Genomic DNA, 18,961 nt, shown 5'->3' on the forward strand with positions numbered 1-18,961 from the left:
GGCCGACTGCGCGGGGGTGTAGAATACGGCCCCCGCTATTGGAGGTACCGTTTGCCCATGTCTGCCCTTTCTACTCCACCGGATGCGCGCGTCCAGTTTCTCGACCTGCTTCGCACCGGCTTGCAGGGCAACACTGTGGTCAAGCTGGTACTGGCGCGGCCTGTGGGCACCGACCCGACCCTGCAACGCATTATCGCCAAGCCCTTGCTGGTCAAGGGGCAGGCGAACCTGTCCCTGGTCTACCGTCACCAGACCCGCGATATCACCCGCAACCTGCCGCTCGATGATGCTCTGCAATGCATCGCCGAGCTGCTGCCAGAACATTTTCGCAACGCTCACCTGTTCGATGCAGAGGGTGAACTGCAATTGACCTTCAGCAAGAAGGGCAAGCCCATGCTGCAGCGTCATGGCGCCCAGGCGCCCCGGGAAACCGTTGGCAGCAACGGGCATGACCGCGAGAAAAAGCGCTACCTGGACATTGCCCGACCGTTTTTGCGTGACCTTGGCGTAACGGATGGCCAGGGCGCACTGATCCCTTCGATGTCGCGCAAGTGGAAGCAGATCAACAGGTTCATCGAGGTTTTCGACCACGCCCTGGCCAATGCGCCCTTGTCGAGCGAGCAGCGCTTGCGGGTGGCCGACTTCGGCTCGGGCAAGGGGTATCTGACCTTCGCCATGCACGATTACCTGCGCAATACGCTGGGCCGCGATGCCCAGGTAACGGGGGTGGAGCTGCGCCAGGACATGGTCGAGCTGTGCAACGCTGCCGCCGCGCGGCTCGAACACCCAGGGCTCGAGTTTCAATGCGGGGATGTGCGCAGCGTGGTGCCCGATGCCATCGAGGTGATGATCGCCCTGCACGCCTGCGACGTGGCGACCGACTACGCCATCCATACCGGCATCCGCTGCAACGCGGCGATCATCATGTGCTCACCGTGCTGCCACAAGCAGATCCGCCCGCAGTTGCACAGCCCAGGTCTGTTGCAGCCGATGCTGCAATATGGCCTGCACCTGGGCCAGCAGGCCGAAATGCTCACCGACAGTCTGCGCGCACTGTACCTGGAGGCCTGCGGCTACGAGACCAAGGTGTTCGAGTTCATATCGTTGGAGCACACCAACAAGAACAAGATGATCCTGGCCGTCAAGCGGCGCCAGCCAGCGGATCAGTCAGCCTTGCTGGAAAAGATAGAACAGCTCAAGGCGTTCTATGGCGTGAAGGCGCATTGCCTTGAAACGTTGCTGCGGGCGGATGGTTTACTTTGAACCTGATGCGCTCCAGCCTTGGATATGCTCATCCATGCTTCGCTGCTCATGAGCGCGTTCTGATGCTGCAGGCATGCTTGATCACTCAGCTTGAGCAATCAATTGCACAGTCGTGCTTGCCAGCCCCAACGGATGCGTCTGGGCGTCGAAGAAGTGCAGGGCCGTGTCCGGCATGTCTTCGAAGCGGCTGGTGAAATGACGCTTCTGATTGATGACCGATGCCTCTCCCAATGGGCGTATGGCAATGGCCAGGTGGCTGGGCCGGGCTGAGCGAATGGCTTCGAGCAGGTGCCGGTCGTTGCTGTCCAAATGCTGGCCGAACAGGCACATGCCTTGGTGTTCACCGGCCAACTGGCCGAGGCTCCAGCTGAGGTAGTCCGAATGCCGGATGGCACGCAGTTTTTCGTCGCTGCGCTCTTCGTTGACGAACAGCGGCACTTCACCTGGCACATTCACGGCGAACCCTTCGAGCATTTCAGCGCTGCTTGCACTGCGTTGCCGGGTGGTGCCGTCAGGCAGCTTGAGCAGGTGCATGCCACCGTGCAGGTGCAGCACCCGAGTGCCTTTATCCGTCGTTCGGCGCACGTCGAAAAAACCCTGCTCGTCGAACAATTCGGCGAAGCCCTTCGGGTCGTGCTGCACGGCCCAGACCAGCAGCAGGTCATAGTTGCTGGTATAGACGTTGCGGTAGCCGCGCAGGGCCTGGTTGAGGGTGGTCAGGGCGGCTTCGGGCATGGCCGACCAGGGCATGTGCACGGTGCGCACGGCGTGGATCAGCGCCTCCTTGATGGAGTAATAGCGGTTAAGCGGCGCTGTCGAGTTGATGGCCAGCGCAGCGTTGGTGCGCACCGTAGTGTTGAGGGCGGTCAGCACCGGTTCGAACAGCTCAGTGCCCAACGACTTGAACAAGGCCTGATCGCTGATGGCCAAGCCCTTTTTGCGCCCGGCCCGTTGCGCCTCCTCATACAGCGAGAAGTACCCGAACGGCTTCCAGAAGGCCCGGCTTGCGCCGTTGCCGACTAGTAGGGTTTCGCAGGGGTACTGGTCGGCAAGGTCTGACCAGGCGGGGAGAGTGGCGTCGAGTGCGGGCATGCTGAAGTCCGTAAAGCGGGATCCGGCAGACTTTACCACGCCAAGCCCAGGTCATGAGTGCGCCGTGCCAGAGCTGGCAGCGCCGTGTAGGGTGCATTGGTGAGGGTGAGGGCATCTGCAGAGGATTGAAAGTGAACACGAGCGGACTTCATTCCCTCCAAGGCATTGAGTGGTCACGGTGCAGTGCCTAGCCAGCACCGGCCACACCGACACATAGATCGTCATGTCTTTACCTGAACAGGAGATCCCTCATGGACACCTATCATGTAAGCCCTGCCAACGACGGGTGGGAACTGAAGAAGGCAGGTGCTGCGCGTGCCTCGAAACACAGCGCGACCAAGCAAGAACTGGTGGGGTCGCTGGCCACCTTCTTTGAGGGCAAGACCGCCTCGGTGAAGATCCACAAGGCCGACGGCACCCTCGAGGAAGAGCGCACCTACCCACGTTCCGCTGACCCGCGGCGCACCAAGGGTTGATACCGATCAGCGCCGCGCTGCTTGGCATCGACATGCACCAGTGCCATGGGCGCGGCCTCTACAAGTGGTTGCTTGCAAGCTTTCTGATCGGCAAGCGCATTCGCGCCAGTGTCGCGGTCCAGGCCTATCAGGTACTGGTCGATACCCACGGCCTGGACACACCGGGCAAGCTGGCGAGGTGCCCGCATCACACGTTGGTGAAGCTGCTGGGTCAGGCCGGTTACGCACGCTACGACGAATCCACGGCCCGGCGGCTGCATCGGTTGGGCAAAGGGCTTGAAGCGGAAATGGACCACGTGCTGCTGGACGACGCAGTGGACATGGCGCACGTAAACGCTTGGCTGCTGAGGTTTGAAGGCGTGGGGCCCAAGACGCTCGAGATTTTCATGCGGGAAGCGGCGCCGGTACTGCAGCATCAACGTGCGCAATGAGGATGGGCGGTAGAGGAAGCGTAAGCCATGTGAACGCTGGCTTGAAGGTGGAGCGGGTAGAGGGAATCGAACCCTCAACTAAAGCTTGGGAAGCTTTCGTTTTGCCACTAAACTATACCCGCATCTGAGCTGCACTTTTTACCAGAACGTTCGGCAAATTAGAAGCCCGCGTTATAAAAAAACGTCATTTCCCTCCGTTTTCCCGTGCTCCCCTCCATGCGCCTAAGGCTCGCCTACACGGCAGCGATTTCCTCGCGCGTGAGTTCACGGTATGCCCCTGGCGGCAGGTCCAGGTCCAGCGCGATGGCGCCCATGCGCTCCCGGTGCAGCTTGACCACCTTATTGTCGTAGAACCCGAACATGCGTTTGACCTGATGGTAGCGCCCTTCGACGATGGCGAGCCGGGCCAGGCGCGGCCCGAGGATCTGCAGGTCGGCCGGTTGGGTCGTCAGGTTTTCGAAAGCAAAGTGGAAACCCTCCTGAAACCGGGCCACGTAGTGCTCGCCGATCTCGTCCTGGGTTTCGACCAGGTAATGCTTGGGCAGCTTGGTGGTGGGTTGGGTCAGCCGCCGGGACCACTGGCCATCGTTGGTCAGGATCATCAGCCCGGTGGTATTGAAGTCCAGGCGCCCGGCAATATGCAGACCCTGCGCAAGCGCGTCGGGCAGCAAATCCATGACGGTCGGATGCTGGGGGTCGTGGGTGGCGCTGACGCAACCGGCCGGCTTGTGCAGCATCAGGTAGCGTGGCGGGTGGCCCGCCTGCAGCACCTCATCGTCCAGCTCGACCCGGCTGAACGCCCGCACTTCCGTCAGCGGGTCGCTGGTTACCTGGCCATCGACGCGCACGCGACGTTGAGCCAGCATCAGGCGCGCATGCTGGCGGTTGCAGGTCGGCAGGTTGGCAAGAAAACGATCAAGGCGCATGGGTGAAACCAGCAGGCGATGCCAATTGGGCCTCGACGCCCGCGCAGCTTGGGCACAGGCAGGCACGGTCGCGCAGTTCGGCAGGCAGGGCCTGCAGCACGGCCGGGTCGATGCGCACACTGAAGCACCAGCAGGCCTGGGTGGCCTGGGCAGGGTCGGCCAGGGTGCACTGGTTAAGGGCACCGCAGGCGGGGCAGTATTGATCGTCGTTCATATCAGGTTTCAGTGCAGACACGGTTGCGGCCAGCCTGTTTGGCACGATAGAGGGCGCCGTCGGCGCGGGTCAGGAGGGTATGCAACGTGTCGCCTGACTTCAGGTGGCTGACCCCGATGCTGGTGGTCAGGCGCAGCGGCTGGTCTTCGTAACTGAAGGTCAGTTGCTCGGCGCGGCGCCGGATCTTTTCGGCAGCCTCGTTCGCCTGGCAAGCATCGGCCTCACGCAGCAGCACGATGAACTCCTCGCCTCCCCAGCGGCAGAGTATATCGGACTGGCGAATGCTGCCTTGCAGGACATTGGCAAATTGGCGCAGCACTTCGTCGCCTGCCAGGTGACCATAGGTGTCGTTGAGCACTTTGAAGTGGTCCAGGTCGATCAGCAACGCCACCAGCGGACTGTTGTCACGCTGGGCCTCGCGCAGCGCCTGGGCGGCCAGCAGGTCGAAGCTGCGTCGGTTGGGCAGCCCGGTCAGGCTGTCGAGCGTGGCCAGGGCTTCGGTGCTGGCCTGGTGACGGCGCACCATCGCATGCACCAGGGCCACCACCACGAGGGTGATCATGGCGCAGATCGCCAGGTTCAGGTACAGCGAATGACGAATCCGGTCCAGCGCCCCGGTCTCGCGCTTGTCCACCAGCAGGTACCAGTCCAGTTCCGGCAAGTGGCGTACGTTCAGAAAATGGCTGTGGCCTGCAAGGTCACGGTATTCATGACTGCCCTCGCCAGGCACCGGCTGGTGTGCGAGCACGCCGCCCAGGTCTGGGCTGTCGACCAGCGACTGGCCGACGCGCAGGCCCTGCGGGCCACCACCCGAGCCTGTCATCAACACCTTGCCCTGGGCGTCGACGAAGACCACGGATCGCTGATAGCGATGTTGGTACTGGTCGATCATCCTGACCACGGTCGAAACGCTCAGCCCTACCCCCGCAGCGCCGATGAAGCGCTCCTGATAGTCGTGCACCTTGTAGTTGATGAACACGGTGAGGTTGTCCTGGTTGGCCATGTCCAGGTCTACATTGATCTCGTAAGGCGCTGCCTGGTCGCGCAGGCGGAAGTACCAGGCATCACGCCAGGCCTGGGGCTGGACCTGCTTAAGCACGCCCTTGGCCTGGTAGTAGGTCAGCGTGCGTTCGGAGACGAAAAAGGACGTGAAGATGTCCTGCTTGCCCGTCAACTCGCCCAGGTAGCGGGTCATGCGCTGGGCGTCCTGCTCACCGGCCAGCACCCAGTCACGCAGGAAGGTGTCCTGGGCCATCATCGATGCGATCAGAACAGGGCGAATCAGGTCTTTCTGGATTTCCGAATAAACCGTGTCGGAAGTCAGGGGCAGTTCGGTATTGATGATGCCGTCACGTATGGCGCTGCGCGAGGAGAAATAACTCAGCAGCGACGTGGCGAGGAAACCGCAGGCCAGCAGCATCAGCAGGGCGGCGATTAACGAACGCTGCGATGACGGAGCGGAGCGTGAAGGCATGATCTTCCCATGATGTGTGCCGGGCCGCATATTCTAGTGTTCTGGGCACTAAATAACTGCAAGATTTTGTTCGGAAGCTGCAGCTGTATCAAATTATTACCAGTATGGCACTGCACGAGTTGGCGCTTGTCTGATTCCATGTCGATCAACGTGTTGTGCATCGACGCTCGGCAGCGTTCGCTGTGCGGGCACCTCAGCGGTCCGGGAGGCCGCCTATGTCCTATCGAATTCTGCTTGTGGCCCTGCTCGGGCTGACGCTTGGCGCCTGTGCGCCGTACGCTGGACGGTCGACCTACTACCGCTCCGACTATTACGTCACGGACCGGTATGTCTCGCCTGGCTACGCGCCCGGCTATTACCGCTACGGTCGTTATCCGGTGGCGCCACAACCGCGCTACTACTACCAACCGGTGCCTCGTTACCATGCGCCGCCCGGCTACCGACCGTTGCCGCCGCCCGACGTGCGCCGCTGGCACGGCAACCCGCGCTACGATTATGGTCATCGCCAGCGCTGGGACTACAGGCGTGACCGTGACCGGCACGACTACCGCAACGATGGCCCGCGCTATCAGGATGGAGGTCGACATCAAGGCGGCTGGGGTGACAGGCGTGGACGAGGACACTGATCAGGTGACAAGCACCCTGGCACTTACGAGCCGCTAGTGCAGGTCCGACAGTGGGTGATGGCCTTCCCAGGGTGCTTGGAAGTGTGCCTGTACCACGGCTGCGGGCACATGGTCCACATCCGGCCAGTGCCAGCGTGGCTGGTGATCCTTGTCCAGCAGGCGTGCGCGCACCCCTTCGCTGAACTCAGGGTGGCGACAGCAGTTCAGGCTCATGGCGTACTCCATCTGCAGCACCTGCGCCAGTGACAAGTACCGGGCCCGACGGATCTGCTCCCACACCAGATGAGCCGTCAGCGGGCAGCCCGCCAGCATGCGCTCGGCGGCTGCCGAGAGCAGTGGGTCCTCGTGCTGGCGCAGGCCCGCCACGGCCCGCCAGGCAGCGCCTGCGCAGGTGACATCGAGCAATGCGTCGATGAGCGCGCGGCGCGGCAACCACTGGGCTGTGGGTAGCGTTTGGCGGGCACAATGCTCCTCAGCCCTGAACAGGCTGTTGAGCTGGAGCGCGGTCTGCTCCTGCCAGTTCACCTGCAGCAGTTCATCGATCAACGCCGCTTGTCGGTCTTCGCCCATGAAGCGGTCGGCCAGCCCCAGGTCCAGCGCATCGCGCGCATTGACAGGCGCACCGGTGAGCCCCAGGAACAACCCCAGCTTGCCCGGCAAGCGGGCCAGGTACCAACTGGCCCCGACATCGGGGTACAGACCAATGCTGATCTCTGGCATGGCCAATACGCTGCTGGGGGTCACGATGCGTACGTTGGCGCCCTGAAGCAAACCCATGCCGCCGCCCAGCACATGGCCATGGCCCCAGCACAGCAGCGGCTTGGGATAAGTGTCCAGGGCATGGTCCAGGCGATATTCGGCGGCGAAGAACGACGCGGCCAGCGGTGGCACGCTGCCAGGCTGCTCGCGGCACGCCTGGGCCAGCGCCCGCACGTCGCCACCGGCGCAGAAGGCCTTGGCGCCATTGCCACGCAGCAGCACACAGGCGATGCCCGGGTCTTGCGCCCAGCTGTGCAACTGCTCGGCCAGCGTCTCTATCATTGGCAGGTCGAGGGCATTGAGCGCCCTTGGCGCATCGAGGGTGACGATGCCCAGGCGAGCGCCGTCGGCGCCTGTCAGGACTTGGCAGTGAATGCTCATGGCTTACCTCATTCAGGTCACCGCTCAAGTATGGCCTGCCTGGTCGATCCCGCCGGGCACTGGTCGGATCGTTTGACAAGCGTCGGTGTCACCCCTAGTGTCGCCCCATTGTTTACGGAAGCCCACATGACTGACGACGATCGCATCAAACTCGAGCCCAGTTGGAAAGCCGCCTTGCGTGCCGAGTTCGAGCAGCCTTACATGCAGCAGTTGCGCGAGTTCCTGCGTGGTGAATATGCCGCCGGCAAGCAGATCTACCCGCCTGGCCCGCTGATCTTCAATGCACTCAACTCCACCCCCCTGGATCAGGTCAAGGTGGTGATCCTCGGCCAGGACCCGTACCACGGCCCAGGGCAGGCCCATGGCCTGTGCTTCTCGGTGCAGCCTGGCGTGCCGACGCCGCCGTCGCTGGTGAACATCTACAAGGAGCTGCATCGCGATCTGAATATTCCCATCCCCAACCATGGCTACCTGCAAAGCTGGGCCGAGCAGGGTGTGTTGCTGCTCAATACCACCATGACCGTGGAGCGGGGCAACGCGGCATCCCATGCCAAGAAAGGCTGGGAGTTCTTCACCGACCGTATCATCGAGGTGGTCAGCGAACAGTGCGAGCACGTGGTGTTTCTGCTGTGGGGCTCCCATGCGCAGAGCAAGCAGAAGCTGATCGACGGCACCAAGCACCTGGTGCTCAAGTCTGTGCACCCCTCGCCGTTGTCGGCGTACCGCGGTTTTCTTGGCTGTGGACATTTCAGCCGTGCCAACGGTTTTCTCGAGCAGCGCGGGCTAGCGCCCATCAACTGGGCGTTGCCACCGCTGTGAGCCAGGCGGGGCCGTCAGGCCCCACAGGTCATGAGGGCCGCGTGCTCATCCAGTAACGGAACAGGGGCTCGGCCAGGAACAGCACGAAGAGCAGGCGCATCACTTGCAAAGCGGTCACCAGGGGCACCGACAGTTGCAGCGTTTCGGCGGTCAGGCTCATTTCAGCGATGCCCCCGGGCATCATGCCCAGCGTCAGTGAGCGCAGGTCCAAGGCTGTCAGCAGGCTCAAGCCCCAGGCGGCAGCGCCAGCCAGGGCCATGCTCAAGGCAGTCGCCACCAGCGTGCGCCCCAGAAATGCCGGGGCTCGGCGGAAGAACGCACGGTTGAAGTGGCAGGCCAGGCCGCTGCCGATCAGCCATTGGCCGATCTGACTGGCGCCATTGGGCAGGGCAATCTGCAAGTCGGCGGCCAGGCTGAAGGTGGCTGCCACCAGCAGCGGCCCGAACAGCCATGGGTTGGGCTGTTGCAGCCGCTGCCAGAGCCACCCGGCGGCCACCCCCAGCGGTGCGATGAGGGCCAGCCAGGCCCAGCTGACGCTGCCGGTGTGGTTGAGCGCTACGCCATCGCCCAGCAGCAGCTTGAACAGCGCCGGCACGCACAGCACCACGGCCAGCACGCGCAGGCTCTGGGCTGCGGCTACCTGGCTCAGTACCGCGCCATTGCGCGCACCGAGGTTGACCATTTCACCGGAGCCGCCTGGCATGCTGGCAAAGAACGCGGTGGCGCGGTCCTCACCCGAGCGGCGCAACAACCACACGCCAAGCACGCTTGAGACCGTGGTGAACAAGGCGCCGAAGAAGATCAGGGCGAAATGGCTGCCCACTTGCTCGATGACCTGGGGCGTGAAGTGCAGGCCGATGCCCAGGCCGATGATGCATTGCCCGCAGCGCCGGCCATTGGGTATCTCTGGCAACTGCCAAGGGCTCAGGCAACGTACCGCGATGATCGCCAGCAGCGAGCCGACCATCCACGGCAAAGGCCAGCCGACCTTGCTGGCGGCGAAACCGCCAGCAAGGCCGACCAGCCCAGTTGCCCAGTACAGCGGCAACGCGCGATCAGGCATCGGCCATGGCCCGGCGCTGAAGGCTGCGTTTGCGCCAGATGCGCACCATGGGCAGCGCGAGCATGAGCGCTACCAGTGCCCAGACACCCATGCTGATCGGGCTCGACCAGAGAATGCCCAGCTCGCCATTGGAGATCGACAATGCACGGCGCAGGTTCTGCTCCATCAGGCCACCCAGAATGAAGCCCAGCAGAATCGGCGAAAGCGGGAAGTCCAGCTTGCGCAGGATGTAGCCCATGATGCCGATGCCGACCATCAGGAACAGGTCGAAGGTGGTGGCATGCACGGCGTAGACGCCGATCCCGGTGATGATGGCGATCACCGGCACCAGGGCCCAGTTCGGTACGGCCAGGATGCGGGTGAAGATGCGGATCATCGGGATGTTCAGGATCACCAGCATGATGTTGGCGATGAACAGCGACGCGATCAGGCCCCAGACGATGTCAGGTTGCTGTTCGAACAGCAGCGGGCCAGGGGTGATGTTGTAGAGGGTCAGCGCGCCGATCATCACCGCCGTGGTTCCCGAACCCGGTACGCCAAGGGTCAGCATGGGCACCAGGGCGCCACAGCAGGAGGCGCCGATGGCCGTTTCCGGTGCAGCCAGGCCACGGGCGTCACCCTTGCCGAACTTGCCGCTGGCACCGGCCATGCGTTTTTCGGTCATGTAGGCCACCGCACTGGCCAGCGTGGCACCTGCGCCTGGTAACACGCCCATCACGAAGCCCAGCAGGCCGCAGCGAATGTTCACCGCGAACACCGACGCCGCTTCCTTGAAGTTGAACAGCATGCGCCCGGTGGCCTTGACTGCCTGGTGGCCGTGGTGGGTCTTTTCCAGCAGCAACAGAATTTCGCTGATCGAGAACAGGCCCAGCACCAGCACGACGAACTGAATGCCGTCGGCCAAGTGCACGCTGTCACCGGTGAAGCGGTACACGCCACTGTTGGCGTCGATGCCCACCGCCGACAAAAACAGGCCGATCAAGGCGGCGATGAAGGTCTTGAGCGGCTTGTCGCCGGCCATACCGCCCAGGGCGACAATGGCGAACACCATCAGCACGAAATACTCGGCCGGGCCGAAGGCGATTGCCCACTTGGCCAGCAGCGGGGCGAACAGCACCATGCCGCAGGTGGCGATGAAAGCGCCGATGAACGAGCTCCAGGCCGACAGGGACAGGGCCACGCCCGCCAAGCCCTGGCGGGCCATTGGGTAGCCGTCCAGGGTGGTCATCACCGTCGACGCTTCGCCCGGGATGTTTAGCAGGATCGAGCTGATCCGGCCACCGTACTCGCAGCCCAGGTACACCGCAGCCAGCAGGATCAGCGCCGACTCCGGAGGCAGGCCCAGGGCGAAGGCGATGGGAATCAGCAGGGCCACGCCATTGATCGGGCCCAGGCCCGGCAGCAGGCCGACGACGGTACCGATCAGCGTGCCGGACAGGGCAGTGACCAGGTTGTAAGGGGACAGGGCGACGCCGAAGCCCTGGCCCAGGTAGCTCAAGGTATCCATGTGTCAGTTCTCCAGTACGCTCAGCAGGCCAAGGGGCAGGGGCACGTCCATGACGCGGTCGAACAGCCAGTAGAGGAAAAGGCTCATGCCAACCACGACGATGACGCTGTGCAGCCAGCGACCGCCATACAGGCGCGCCATGGGCACACCGGCCAGGATGGCGCTGAGGATGAAGCCAAGGGACTCGAAGGTGGCCGCGAAAATCAGCAGCAGGCCGATGCAGGCAGCGATCTTGGTCAGGGTCGCCTTGTCCAACGCCGGCTCGTCGTCCTTGTGCACGATCGGCGTGGGGCGGATCGCCATGTACAGCAAGCCCAGGCTCATCAGGCCGAGCATCAGCAGCGGGTAGGCACGTGGGCCTACCGGCTCATAGGAAAACGCCGCCTGATACGGCCAGGCCATCACGGCCAGGGCGGCGCACACGGCCAGCAGAATCAGGGCGAAGATGCGTTGCAGGATCATGGAGGAATCCTCGGTAAGTAGCGATGGGAGCGGCACACCCGTGAACCTGGGCCAAGGCCCAGGCCATGCACGGCAGCGTCTGCCTGCTCCTGCCAGGAAAAACCGGCAGCCTGGGTTACTGCACCAGGCCGAATTCCTTGGCCAGCATCTTGTAGTCAGCGACTTGCTTCTTGACGTAGCCATCGAGCTCTTCACCCGTCATGGCGAAGGGGAACAGCTCACGCTGGTCACGCAATTTGGCGAAGTCTTCGGAGGCCAGCATCTTGTCGAACGAGGCTTTCCACCAGGCGTAGTCTTCGTCGCTCACTTTCGGGCCGAGGTAGAAGCCGCGCACCACAGGCCAGACGATGTCATAGCCCTGTTCCTTGGCAGTGGGGATGTCCTTCATGGCCGGGTCGTCCAGGCGTTTTTCCGAGAACACGGCCAGCAGGCGCATGTTGCCGCTCTCGATGTGCGGCATGGAGTCGGAGATGTCGGTGGAGCCTACCTGGATATGGCCGCCGAGCAATGCCGTGGCGATTTCGCCGCCGCCTTCAAGTGCCACGTAGCGCAGGTCGCGTGGGTTGATGCCGGCAGCCTTGGCGATCAGGGCGGTTTGCATCCAGTCCTGGCTGCCTACGGTGCCGCCGGAGCCGATCACCACCTTGCTCGGATCTTTCTTCAGCGCCGCGACCAGGTCGTCGAGGGTTTTGTAGGGCGAGTCGCTCTTGACTGCGATCGCGCCGTAGCTGGTACCGACGGCAGCCAGCCATTTCACTGCATTTTCATCGAAGCGACCGAACTTGCCCTGGGCCAGGTTCAGCAGCGAACCGCTCGACCAGGCCACCAGGGTCCCGGCATCGGCTGGGCGTTGGGCTACTACCGCGTTGTAGGCCACAGCGCCGACACCGCCAGGCATGTAGGTCACGCGCATGGGCTTGCTCAGGATCTTCTCCTGCACCAAGGCGCTTTGCACCAGCTTGCAGGTCAGGTCGAAGCCGCCGCCAGGCGAGGCCGGGGCGATGCATTCGGGGCGTTTGGGTTCGGCGGCCAGGGCATTGCCTGCCAGCAGCAGGCAGCCGGTTGCCAGTACGATACGGCGCAGTGAAAAGGTCATGGTCTATCTCCGTAGGCGTTGTTGTTATCGGGTTACCACAGGGCGACGCTGTAGCTCACCAGCAGCCGCACTTCGTCGGCGTCACGGGCGAAATTGGAGCGGAAGGTCGCGTTTCGCAGGCGCACCGCCACGTTTTTGAGCGGGCCGTTCTGCACCACGTATTTCAGCTCGGTATCACGCTCCCATTCCTTGCCCTCGCCACCGCTGGCACGGCTGACGTTGTCGCCGCTGATATAGCGGGTCAGGAACGTCAGGCCAGGCACGCCGAGTGCGGCAAAGTTGTAGTCGTAGCGGGCCTGCCAGGAGCGCTCGTCGGCATTGGCGAAGTCGTTGATCTGGACGAAGTTGACCAGGTAGGGGTCGGCGCCATCGACATAGGGGAACGCGCTGTCGCCGGTCAGCTGCTGCCAGCCGGCGCTGAACTTGTGCCCACCCAGGGCATAACTGACCATGCCGTTGAAGGTGGTGTTGTCGATGCTGCCGGCCCTGGCAGCCCCTGCGTCATCGCTCAGCGCCAGGCGCAGGTCGAAGGCTAGTGCGCCTGGGCCTACGGCTTGGGTGGCGAGCAGGCCGATGAAGTGCTGGCGGTAGATGTCATCCAGTTGGGCGAAGTGATAGCTGCCGGTCAACCGGTCGCTGAACTGATAGTCCAGCCCCGCCAGCGACAGGTTGTCTGCGCTGAACGAGCCACCGAAGCGGCCGTTCTTGTTGTTCAGTGCCAGGTCTTCCCAGTTGGTGTCGTCACGGTCCTTTGCCTTGTCCAGGCGCCCACCAGTGAAGGTCAGGCCCTTGATTTCCTTGGAGGTGAGCAGACCGCCTTCGAAGGTTTGCGGCAGAATGCGGCCATCGTTGGGGCGCAGGGTGGGCAGGGAGGGGATCAGGGTGCCGATCTTCAGTTCGGTCTTGGAAATCTTGGCCTTGGCGGTCAGGCCGAGCTTTGAGTACTCGTCGGCAGCCTTGCCATTGTCATGGGTGGGCAGCAGGCCACTGCCGGTACGGTCAGGGCTTGAATCGAGCTTGATGCCCATCATGCCCAGCGCATCCACGCCGAAGCCTACGGTACCTTCGGTGTAACCGGATTCGAGGTTGAGCATGAACCCCTGGGCCCATTCGTCGCGCTTGGATTGTTGCGCACTGGTGCCATCGCGAAAGTCGCGATTGAAGTACATGTTGCGGGTTTCGAAGGTGGCCGTGCTGTCTTCGAAGAAGGCGGCCTGGCTGAGCGGGGCGACGCCGGCGAGCGCGAGGGCGCTGGCGATGGCGCTGGGGCGTGCGGCGAGGGAACGAGCAGGTGCGAGCGCCTGCGGCTGCAATGACAGCATCGTTGTGGCTCCGTTTCTTGTTCTTATTCGATTGCACCTTGCTGGTGCTTTATTCGGCGCTCGGGGCGACCGTGGTGCGATGCTAGGTAACGAACCTTTCGCTAACCTTTCAGCGTGAAAGGTTTGTCGCGCCGGCTTCACAGGCCGCGGCGGCGGGGTACACTCCGCGCCATCGCCCCACCTAACAGGGACAATCCGATGCGTGTGCTGCTGGTAGAAGATCATCTGCAATTGGCCGACAGTGTGGCCCAGGCCTTGAAAAGTCTGGGCCTGACTGTGGATGTGCTGCATGACGGGGTGGCTGCCGACCTGGCCCTTGGCAGTGAGGACTACGCCGTGGCCGTGCTCGACGTGGGCTTGCCGCGCATGGACGGCTTCGAGGTGCTGGCCCGTCTGCGCGGACGTGGCAAGACCGTACCGGTGCTGATGCTCACCGCCCGCAGCGACGTCAAGGATCGGGTCCATGGCCTGAACCTGGGGGCTGACGATTACCTGGCCAAGCCGTTCGAGCTGACCGAGCTTGAGGCGCGGGTCAAGGCGCTGTTGCGCCGTAGTGTGCTCGGGGGCGAACGCCAGCAGCGCTGCGGGCCGCTGGTGTATGACCTCGATACCCGACGGTTCACCTTGGATGAGGCCCCGTTGTCCCTGACTTCCCGCGAGCAGGGTGTGCTCGAAGCCTTGATCGCCCGGCCGGGCCGGGTGATGAGCAAGGAGCAGTTGGCGGCCCAGGTGTTCGGCCTGGACGAGGACGCCAGCCCCGATGCCATCGAGATCTACGTTCATCGCCTGCGCAAGAAGCTTGATGGCCATTCGGTGGCCATCGTCACCTTCCGCGGCCTGGGTTACCTGCTCGAGCATCGCGATGCGTGAGAATGTCAGCCTGCGTGGGCGCCTGCTGGGTAATCTGGCGCTGCTGCTGGTGGTCCTGATGCTGGCCAGTGGGCTCAGTGCCTACTGGAACGGCCGCGAGGCGGCGGACACCGCCTACGACCGGACACTGCTGGCGTCCGCCCGTACCATCGCTGCGGGCCTGTCGCAACGCGACGGGTCGTTGAGCGCCGATGTGCCCTATGTGGCACTCGACACCTTTGCCTACGACAGCGCAGGACGTATCTACTACCAGGTCCTGGACATCAACCAACGGCTGATTTCAGGGTATGAAAAACTGCCGCCCCCGCCGTCTGGTACACCGCGTACAGACGACTATCCCGCCTTGGCGCGATTCTATGACGCGACGTATCTGGGGCAGAACGTGCGAGTGGTCAGCCTGCTCAAAGCGGTGAGCGAGCCGAACATGAACGGCATGGCGGAAATTCGCGTGGCTGAAACCGATGAGGCGCGGGTGAGCATGGCCCGGGGCCTGATGGGGGATACCTTGCTGCGTCTGGGCATGTTGGCCCTGGGCGCTTTGGTGATGGTGTGGTTCGCCGTCAGTGCGGCGCTGCGACCGCTCGAGCGCCTGCGCACGGCGGTCGAGGAGCGCCAGCCGGACGATCTGCGCCCATTGCCGGTGGTACAAGTGCAGCCTGAATTGCGGCCACTGGTGGGGGCGCTCAACCACTTCACCGAGCGTTTGCGTGCACAGTTCGAGCGCCAGGCGCAGTTCATCGCCGATGCTGCCCACGAGCTGCGTACGCCCCTGGCGGCGCTCAAAGCGCGGGTGGAACTGGGTTTGCGCGCCAATGAGCCGCAACAGTGGCACCAGACGCTGGAAGCGGCGGCGCAGGGCACCGACAAATTGACGCACCTGGCCAACCAGTTGCTTTCACTGGCGCGTGTGGAAAACGGCGCGCGTGCGATCGCCGAGGGGGGCGCCCAGCGCCTGGACCTCAGCCAACTGGCGCGCGAGCTGGGCATGGCCATGGCGCCGTTGGCGCACAATCGTGGCGTTGCACTGGCCCTCGAGGCGCAGGCACCGGTATGGCTCAAAGGCGAGCCGACGTTGCTCAACGAGCTGTTGAGCAACCTGGTCGACAATGCCCTGGCCCACACCCCAAAGGGCGGCAACGTCATCCTGCGCGTGCTCGCGCCTGCGGTGCTCGAGGTGGAGGACGACGGCCCCGGCATTCCAGAAGCCGAGCGCGAGCGGGTGTTCGAGCGCTTCTATCGCCGTAGCGCCCTGGGCAGCGGGTTGGGCCTCGCGATCGTGGGGGAGATCTGCCGGGCTCACCTGGCGCAGATCAGCCTGCATGATGGCGACAACGGCGGGCTGCGCGTGCGGGTGAGTTTCATCGCTGACTAAGCGTGGGCGCTCGGATCAATCCGGCCGCCAGGCAGAGCGAAGCCCTCAGCGCAACAAGCTGCGGGCTTCGAGCAGATCCTCGGCGTGCAGCTCGCTCCCCATGGGCAAGCCCAGGTGCCGGTAGGCTGGCAAGGCCGCCAGCGGCCTCTCTCGCCCACGCTGGCTGATGCAGCGGGCGATCTGGACCACATCGATGTAGTCGATGCGGTCGGTCTGTCGATCCAGGTCCTGAACCAGGCCGGGCAGCTTGACCAGCTGTTCGGGAAACTCCCATGCCTTGAGTATCTTGTCGCCCAGTACGGGCTGGATCAGTTCGATGACATGGTGCAGGCAGACCGGATCGGACAGCAGCTCGTTGTGCTCTTCGGCGTAGATCAGAACTGGCAGCGCGCCGATCTGGTTGACCAGGCCGCCCAGTGCCGCCTGATCAGGCTTGAGCCGCGTGTAGCGCCGGGCCAACTCGTAACTCATGCCGGCGACCTCAAGGCTGTTGGCCCAGATTTCGCGCAGTTTTTGCTCAACTGCAGGCGAACGCGCGTGGAAGATCTGCTCGATGACCAGGCCGATGGCCAGATTGCAGCTGTAGTTGATGCCCAGGCGAGTGATCGCCGTGTGCAGCTCGGTCACCTCGACCGTGGCCCGCAGCAGCGGGCTGTTGACCACCTTGATCAGGCGTGCCGACAAGGCGGCATCGCGGCCGATCACCCGGCTCAAGGCCGCCACGCTGATCTCGCTGTCTTCGGCGGCCTCGCGGATGCTCAAGGCAACCTCAGGCAAAGTCGGAAGTACCAGGTCATCCTTTTCAATGGCATCCAGCAGTTGCGCCTGGACCATTTCGGCCAGCTTGTTCATGGACGTGTCTACCGCAGTGGTGAAGCGGCCCCGCTGTCAAAGCGGGGCGGGGCTGGTCAGCGCTGGATTTCCCTGTCGCGGTCCAGTTCGTAGGGCAGGGGCAGTACCTGCAGGGGCGGGCCTTCGAGATGACCCAAGTGCAGGTTGCCATCCTCCACGGCATCGGCTGCGATCACCGCGAGCAGCTCACAGCCACTGCCGGTGCTGGCCGCCATCACCACATCGCCTACCGAGGAGCCATGCACGGGGGAGAAGAGCTGCTCCCCAGGTGCCGGCAGGGTTTGCTGATCGATTGCCAGGCGGTACATGCGACGCTTGAGCTTGCCCAGGTACTGCATGCGTGCAACGATTTCCTGGCCGGTGTAGCACCCTTTCTTGAAGCTGACGCCATCGACGGCTTGCAGGTTGATCATTTGCGGAATGAACTGCTCGCGGGTAGGCCCCAGCACCTGACCGATCCCGGCGCGGATCTGCCCCAGCAGCCATGGGTTGAGGCCGGCTTCGGGTAGTGTGTCGGCCAGGGTCTTGCGAACCTCGCCTGCCTGATCTGCCGGTACCCAGAGCTCGGTGCGGCCGGTGCTGACCGTTACAGCGATCAGCCCTTCCTGCCGCGCCGTGCTGCCGGCTTCGGGCGCCAGTTCCAGCCCCAGTGCCACAAGCGCTGCCTGGCCGTCGTGCAGGCCGAAACGCACCCAGGCGGCGCTTTCGTCGGTCAGGGTGGCCTTGGAAAACACAGCGTATTTCTTCAGGTCGGCCAGCTGAGGCTCCAGCAATTCACTGGCCATGGCCAGGAGGTAACCGTTGCCTTCAGGCAAGATTCTGAAGCTGGACTGCATGCGCCCCTTGACCATGCAACGTGCGCCAAAGCTGGCGTATTCGGGGCTGAGGTAGTTGATGTTGCAGGTCAGCTGGCCCTGCAGGAATTTGCCTGCATCGGAGCCGCGGACAGCGAGAATGCCTTCGTGGGACAGAGGGCAGAAGAAAGCGGTATCGGCCATGGGTCATCGCGGTGGCTTAAAGTCTGGGGCCATCATAGAACGCTGGTAACAAAATAGGTAGGTGACTTAGACCAACAGTTGGCTGTCGCTTCGCGCGGCTGGCTGTATACTGGCGGGCCACTCGAGGAGGGCCCCATGGTCGAACAAACTGAACTCAACCGGCTTTTCTGGCATAGCCGCCGCGGTATGCTGGAACTGGACGTCCTGCTAGTGCCTTTCACCCAGGAGGTCTACCCCAGCCTCAACGAAACCGATCGTCAGTTGTATGTTCGGCTGCTGAGCTGTGAGGACCAGGACATGTTCGGCTGGTTCATGGAGCGTACCGAGTCCGAGGACCCGGAGTTGCAGCGCATGGTTCGCATCATCCTGGACCGTGTCCAACCCAAGTGAGTGGTTCGAATGCCGCTGGCAGGGCTCACGCCTGTTGCTGGTGGCCTACCTGATCAGCCAGGCGCTCGCCTGGTTCGCCGTGCTTGTCAGCCCGTTACCGTTCTGGTTGGGACTGCTGGTGATCGCTGCATGTAGTGTTCATGCGGCGTGGGCTATTCCGCGTCGTATTCTGTTGACGCATGTTCAGGCTGTCACCGGGCTTCGTCGTGACGGAGCCGGCTGGTGGGTGTTTTCACGGGCCCGGGGGTGGCAGCCTGTGCGGCTGTGTCGTGACAGCATCGCGTTGCCCGCGCTCGTAGTGCTGAGATTCGTACCGGTTGGGGCAGGGTGGGGGCGCAGCCAATGTGTGCCCTGGGATGCGCTTGGGATCGATGAGCATCGGCGTTTGCGGGTGAGGTTGAAGTTCAGCCGCAGGCGCTGGGTGGCGCCCATGCAGCACTAAACTATGCAGGCTGGCGCCGCGTCTGCTCTTGCTCTTGCTCTTGCTCTTGCTCTTGCTCTTGCTCTTGCTCTTGCTCTTGCTCTTGCTCTTGCTTTGGCTTCTAAGCGCGCGGTAGTTCAGACACTG

21 protein-coding genes and 1 tRNA gene are annotated in these 18,961 nt (G+C 63.3%); 9 read left to right on the top strand and 13 right to left on the bottom strand.

Translation table 11 applies throughout. The annotated features are described in order from the left end of the window. Positions 1 to 57: 57 nt before the first annotated feature. Positions 58 to 1,263, top strand: a complete 1,206-nt coding sequence (locus PFU01S_RS11495) for a class I SAM-dependent methyltransferase (protein WP_028687225.1) — start codon at positions 58 to 60, stop codon at positions 1,261 to 1,263. 81 nt (positions 1,264 to 1,344) lie between these two features. Here PFU01S_RS11495 and PFU01S_RS11500 read toward each other — a convergent pair whose 3' ends face one another. After that, on the bottom strand, positions 1,345 to 2,355 hold the full coding sequence (locus tag PFU01S_RS11500) for a DUF4917 family protein (protein WP_027914556.1): 1,011 nt from the start codon (positions 2,353 to 2,355) through the stop codon (positions 1,345 to 1,347). Positions 2,356 to 2,606: 251 nt separating this feature from the next. Here PFU01S_RS11500 and PFU01S_RS11505 point away from each other — a divergent pair, with 251 nt between their 5' ends. Next, positions 2,607 to 2,831, top strand: coding sequence for a DUF2188 domain-containing protein (locus tag PFU01S_RS11505; protein ID WP_028687226.1), 225 nt, complete (start codon positions 2,607 to 2,609; stop codon positions 2,829 to 2,831). Beyond that, positions 2,828 to 3,262 carry an HhH-GDP family DNA glycosylase gene (locus PFU01S_RS11510; RefSeq protein WP_173645883.1) on the top strand — a complete coding sequence of 145 codons (435 nt, stop codon included), beginning with the start codon at positions 2,828 to 2,830 and terminating at the stop codon, positions 3,260 to 3,262. The genes PFU01S_RS11505 and PFU01S_RS11510 overlap by 4 nt, the downstream gene beginning before the upstream one ends. Positions 3,263 to 3,310: 48 nt before the next feature. Here PFU01S_RS11510 and PFU01S_RS11515 read toward each other — a convergent pair. The 4 genes from PFU01S_RS11515 to PFU01S_RS11530 form a co-directional block, all read right to left on the bottom strand. Next, positions 3,311 to 3,384: transfer RNA gene (locus tag PFU01S_RS11515), tRNA-Gly, on the bottom strand. 111 nt (positions 3,385 to 3,495) lie between these two features. Then, positions 3,496 to 4,188 (bottom strand): pseudouridine synthase, encoded by a 693-nt coding sequence (locus PFU01S_RS11520; RefSeq protein ID WP_027914559.1) that lies wholly within the window; start codon positions 4,186 to 4,188, stop codon positions 3,496 to 3,498. Next, on the bottom strand, positions 4,178 to 4,402 hold the full coding sequence (locus PFU01S_RS11525) for a cysteine-rich CWC family protein (protein WP_028687227.1): 225 nt from the start codon (positions 4,400 to 4,402) through the stop codon (positions 4,178 to 4,180). The genes PFU01S_RS11520 and PFU01S_RS11525 overlap by 11 nt, the downstream gene beginning before the upstream one ends. 1 nt (position 4,403) lies before the next feature. Beyond that, on the bottom strand, positions 4,404 to 5,876 hold the full coding sequence (locus PFU01S_RS11530; protein WP_028687228.1) for a sensor domain-containing diguanylate cyclase: 1,473 nt from the start codon (positions 5,874 to 5,876) through the stop codon (positions 4,404 to 4,406). Between the two features lie 215 nt (positions 5,877 to 6,091). On the opposite strand from PFU01S_RS11530, the gene PFU01S_RS11535 reads away from it, so the two are divergent. Beyond that, a complete protein-coding gene (locus PFU01S_RS11535; RefSeq protein ID WP_027914562.1) occupies positions 6,092 to 6,502 on the top strand; it encodes a hypothetical protein in 411 nt (136 codons plus the stop codon). Positions 6,503 to 6,535: 33 nt separating this feature from the next. Here the strand turns inward: PFU01S_RS11535 and dspII are convergent, their stop codons facing one another. Continuing rightward, positions 6,536 to 7,642, bottom strand: coding sequence for an enoyl-CoA hydratase/isomerase DspII (gene dspII, locus PFU01S_RS11540; protein ID WP_028687229.1), 1,107 nt, complete (start codon positions 7,640 to 7,642; stop codon positions 6,536 to 6,538). Between the two features lie 126 nt (positions 7,643 to 7,768). On the opposite strand from dspII, the gene ung reads away from it, so the two are divergent. Further along, positions 7,769 to 8,461 carry a uracil-DNA glycosylase gene (gene ung, locus PFU01S_RS11545; protein ID WP_027914564.1) on the top strand — a complete coding sequence of 231 codons (693 nt, stop codon included), beginning with the start codon at positions 7,769 to 7,771 and terminating at the stop codon, positions 8,459 to 8,461. A 28-nt stretch (positions 8,462 to 8,489) separates the two neighbouring features. On the opposite strand, the gene PFU01S_RS11550 is transcribed toward ung, so the two are convergent. The 5 genes from PFU01S_RS11550 to PFU01S_RS11570 all read right to left on the bottom strand — a co-directional run bounded on the left by PFU01S_RS11550 (position 8,490) and on the right by PFU01S_RS11570 (position 13,911). Continuing rightward, a complete protein-coding gene (locus PFU01S_RS11550) occupies positions 8,490 to 9,524 on the bottom strand; it encodes an AbrB family transcriptional regulator (protein WP_027914565.1) in 1,035 nt (344 codons plus the stop codon). Further along, positions 9,517 to 11,031: a tripartite tricarboxylate transporter permease gene (locus tag PFU01S_RS11555; RefSeq protein WP_023534356.1), complete on the bottom strand. Its 1,515-nt coding sequence runs from the start codon at positions 11,029 to 11,031 to the stop codon at positions 9,517 to 9,519. The genes PFU01S_RS11550 and PFU01S_RS11555 overlap by 8 nt, the downstream gene beginning before the upstream one ends. Positions 11,032 to 11,034: 3 nt before the next feature. Then, a complete protein-coding gene (locus PFU01S_RS11560) occupies positions 11,035 to 11,493 on the bottom strand; it encodes a tripartite tricarboxylate transporter TctB family protein (protein WP_027914566.1) in 459 nt (152 codons plus the stop codon). Positions 11,494 to 11,608: 115 nt separating this feature from the next. Further along, the gene (locus PFU01S_RS11565) at positions 11,609 to 12,589 is read right to left on the bottom strand and encodes a Bug family tripartite tricarboxylate transporter substrate binding protein (RefSeq protein WP_028687230.1); all 981 of its coding nucleotides are present in this window, start codon (positions 12,587 to 12,589) and stop codon (positions 11,609 to 11,611) included. A 32-nt stretch (positions 12,590 to 12,621) separates the two neighbouring features. Then, positions 12,622 to 13,911 carry an OprD family porin gene (locus tag PFU01S_RS11570; protein ID WP_028687231.1) on the bottom strand — a complete coding sequence of 430 codons (1,290 nt, stop codon included), beginning with the start codon at positions 13,909 to 13,911 and terminating at the stop codon, positions 12,622 to 12,624. 198 nt (positions 13,912 to 14,109) lie between these two features. Here PFU01S_RS11570 and PFU01S_RS11575 point away from each other — a divergent pair, with 198 nt between their 5' ends. After that, positions 14,110 to 14,781, top strand: a complete 672-nt coding sequence (locus PFU01S_RS11575) for a response regulator (protein WP_027914569.1) — start codon at positions 14,110 to 14,112, stop codon at positions 14,779 to 14,781. After that, the gene (locus PFU01S_RS11580; RefSeq protein ID WP_028687232.1) at positions 14,774 to 16,153 is read left to right on the top strand and encodes a sensor histidine kinase; all 1,380 of its coding nucleotides are present in this window, start codon (positions 14,774 to 14,776) and stop codon (positions 16,151 to 16,153) included. The genes PFU01S_RS11575 and PFU01S_RS11580 overlap by 8 nt, the downstream gene beginning before the upstream one ends. Before the next feature lie 45 nt (positions 16,154 to 16,198). Here the strand turns inward: PFU01S_RS11580 and PFU01S_RS11585 are convergent, their stop codons facing one another. After that, positions 16,199 to 17,005, bottom strand: a complete 807-nt coding sequence (locus PFU01S_RS11585) for an HDOD domain-containing protein (protein ID WP_023534337.1) — start codon at positions 17,003 to 17,005, stop codon at positions 16,199 to 16,201. A 56-nt stretch (positions 17,006 to 17,061) separates the two neighbouring features. Next, on the bottom strand, positions 17,062 to 18,003 hold the full coding sequence (ygfZ, locus tag PFU01S_RS11590; RefSeq protein WP_027914571.1) for a CAF17-like 4Fe-4S cluster assembly/insertion protein YgfZ: 942 nt from the start codon (positions 18,001 to 18,003) through the stop codon (positions 17,062 to 17,064). A gap of 135 nt (positions 18,004 to 18,138) precedes the next feature. On the opposite strand from ygfZ, the gene PFU01S_RS11595 reads away from it, so the two are divergent. Both PFU01S_RS11595 and PFU01S_RS22645 read left to right on the top strand, forming a co-directional pair. Then, the gene (locus tag PFU01S_RS11595) at positions 18,139 to 18,393 is read left to right on the top strand and encodes an FAD assembly factor SdhE (RefSeq protein ID WP_023534507.1); all 255 of its coding nucleotides are present in this window, start codon (positions 18,139 to 18,141) and stop codon (positions 18,391 to 18,393) included. Then, on the top strand, positions 18,377 to 18,835 hold the full coding sequence (locus PFU01S_RS22645) for a protein YgfX (protein ID WP_027914572.1): 459 nt from the start codon (positions 18,377 to 18,379) through the stop codon (positions 18,833 to 18,835). Before PFU01S_RS11595 ends, PFU01S_RS22645 begins: the two co-directional genes overlap by 17 nt. Positions 18,836 to 18,961 lie beyond the last annotated feature (126 nt).

The organism is Pseudomonas fulva NBRC 16637 = DSM 17717, from assembly GCF_000730565.1.
Classification (GTDB): domain Bacteria; phylum Pseudomonadota; class Gammaproteobacteria; order Pseudomonadales; family Pseudomonadaceae; genus Aquipseudomonas; species Aquipseudomonas fulva.

Coding starts and splice junctions, on each gene's coding strand:
- PFU01S_RS11495 (WP_028687225.1), top strand. CDS start 58: ATGTCTGCCCTTTCTACTCCACCGGATGCGCGCGTCCAGTTTCTCGAC.
- PFU01S_RS11500 (WP_027914556.1), bottom strand. CDS start 2,355: ATGCCCGCACTCGACGCCACTCTCCCCGCCTGGTCAGACCTTGCCGAC.
- PFU01S_RS11505 (WP_028687226.1), top strand. CDS start 2,607: ATGGACACCTATCATGTAAGCCCTGCCAACGACGGGTGGGAACTGAAG.
- PFU01S_RS11520 (WP_027914559.1), bottom strand. CDS start 4,188: ATGCGCCTTGATCGTTTTCTTGCCAACCTGCCGACCTGCAACCGCCAG.
- PFU01S_RS11525 (WP_028687227.1), bottom strand. CDS start 4,402: ATGAACGACGATCAATACTGCCCCGCCTGCGGTGCCCTTAACCAGTGC.
- PFU01S_RS11530 (WP_028687228.1), bottom strand. CDS start 5,876: ATGCCTTCACGCTCCGCTCCGTCATCGCAGCGTTCGTTAATCGCCGCC.
- PFU01S_RS11535 (WP_027914562.1), top strand. CDS start 6,092: ATGTCCTATCGAATTCTGCTTGTGGCCCTGCTCGGGCTGACGCTTGGC.
- dspII (WP_028687229.1), bottom strand. CDS start 7,642: ATGAGCATTCACTGCCAAGTCCTGACAGGCGCCGACGGCGCTCGCCTG.
- ung (WP_027914564.1), top strand. CDS start 7,769: ATGACTGACGACGATCGCATCAAACTCGAGCCCAGTTGGAAAGCCGCC.
- PFU01S_RS11550 (WP_027914565.1), bottom strand. CDS start 9,524: ATGCCTGATCGCGCGTTGCCGCTGTACTGGGCAACTGGGCTGGTCGGC.
- PFU01S_RS11555 (WP_023534356.1), bottom strand. CDS start 11,031: ATGGATACCTTGAGCTACCTGGGCCAGGGCTTCGGCGTCGCCCTGTCC.
- PFU01S_RS11560 (WP_027914566.1), bottom strand. CDS start 11,493: ATGATCCTGCAACGCATCTTCGCCCTGATTCTGCTGGCCGTGTGCGCC.
- PFU01S_RS11565 (WP_028687230.1), bottom strand. CDS start 12,589: ATGACCTTTTCACTGCGCCGTATCGTACTGGCAACCGGCTGCCTGCTG.
- PFU01S_RS11570 (WP_028687231.1), bottom strand. CDS start 13,911: ATGCTGTCATTGCAGCCGCAGGCGCTCGCACCTGCTCGTTCCCTCGCC.
- PFU01S_RS11575 (WP_027914569.1), top strand. CDS start 14,110: ATGCGTGTGCTGCTGGTAGAAGATCATCTGCAATTGGCCGACAGTGTG.
- PFU01S_RS11580 (WP_028687232.1), top strand. CDS start 14,774: ATGCGTGAGAATGTCAGCCTGCGTGGGCGCCTGCTGGGTAATCTGGCG.
- PFU01S_RS11585 (WP_023534337.1), bottom strand. CDS start 17,005: ATGAACAAGCTGGCCGAAATGGTCCAGGCGCAACTGCTGGATGCCATT.
- ygfZ (WP_027914571.1), bottom strand. CDS start 18,003: ATGGCCGATACCGCTTTCTTCTGCCCTCTGTCCCACGAAGGCATTCTC.
- PFU01S_RS11595 (WP_023534507.1), top strand. CDS start 18,139: ATGGTCGAACAAACTGAACTCAACCGGCTTTTCTGGCATAGCCGCCGC.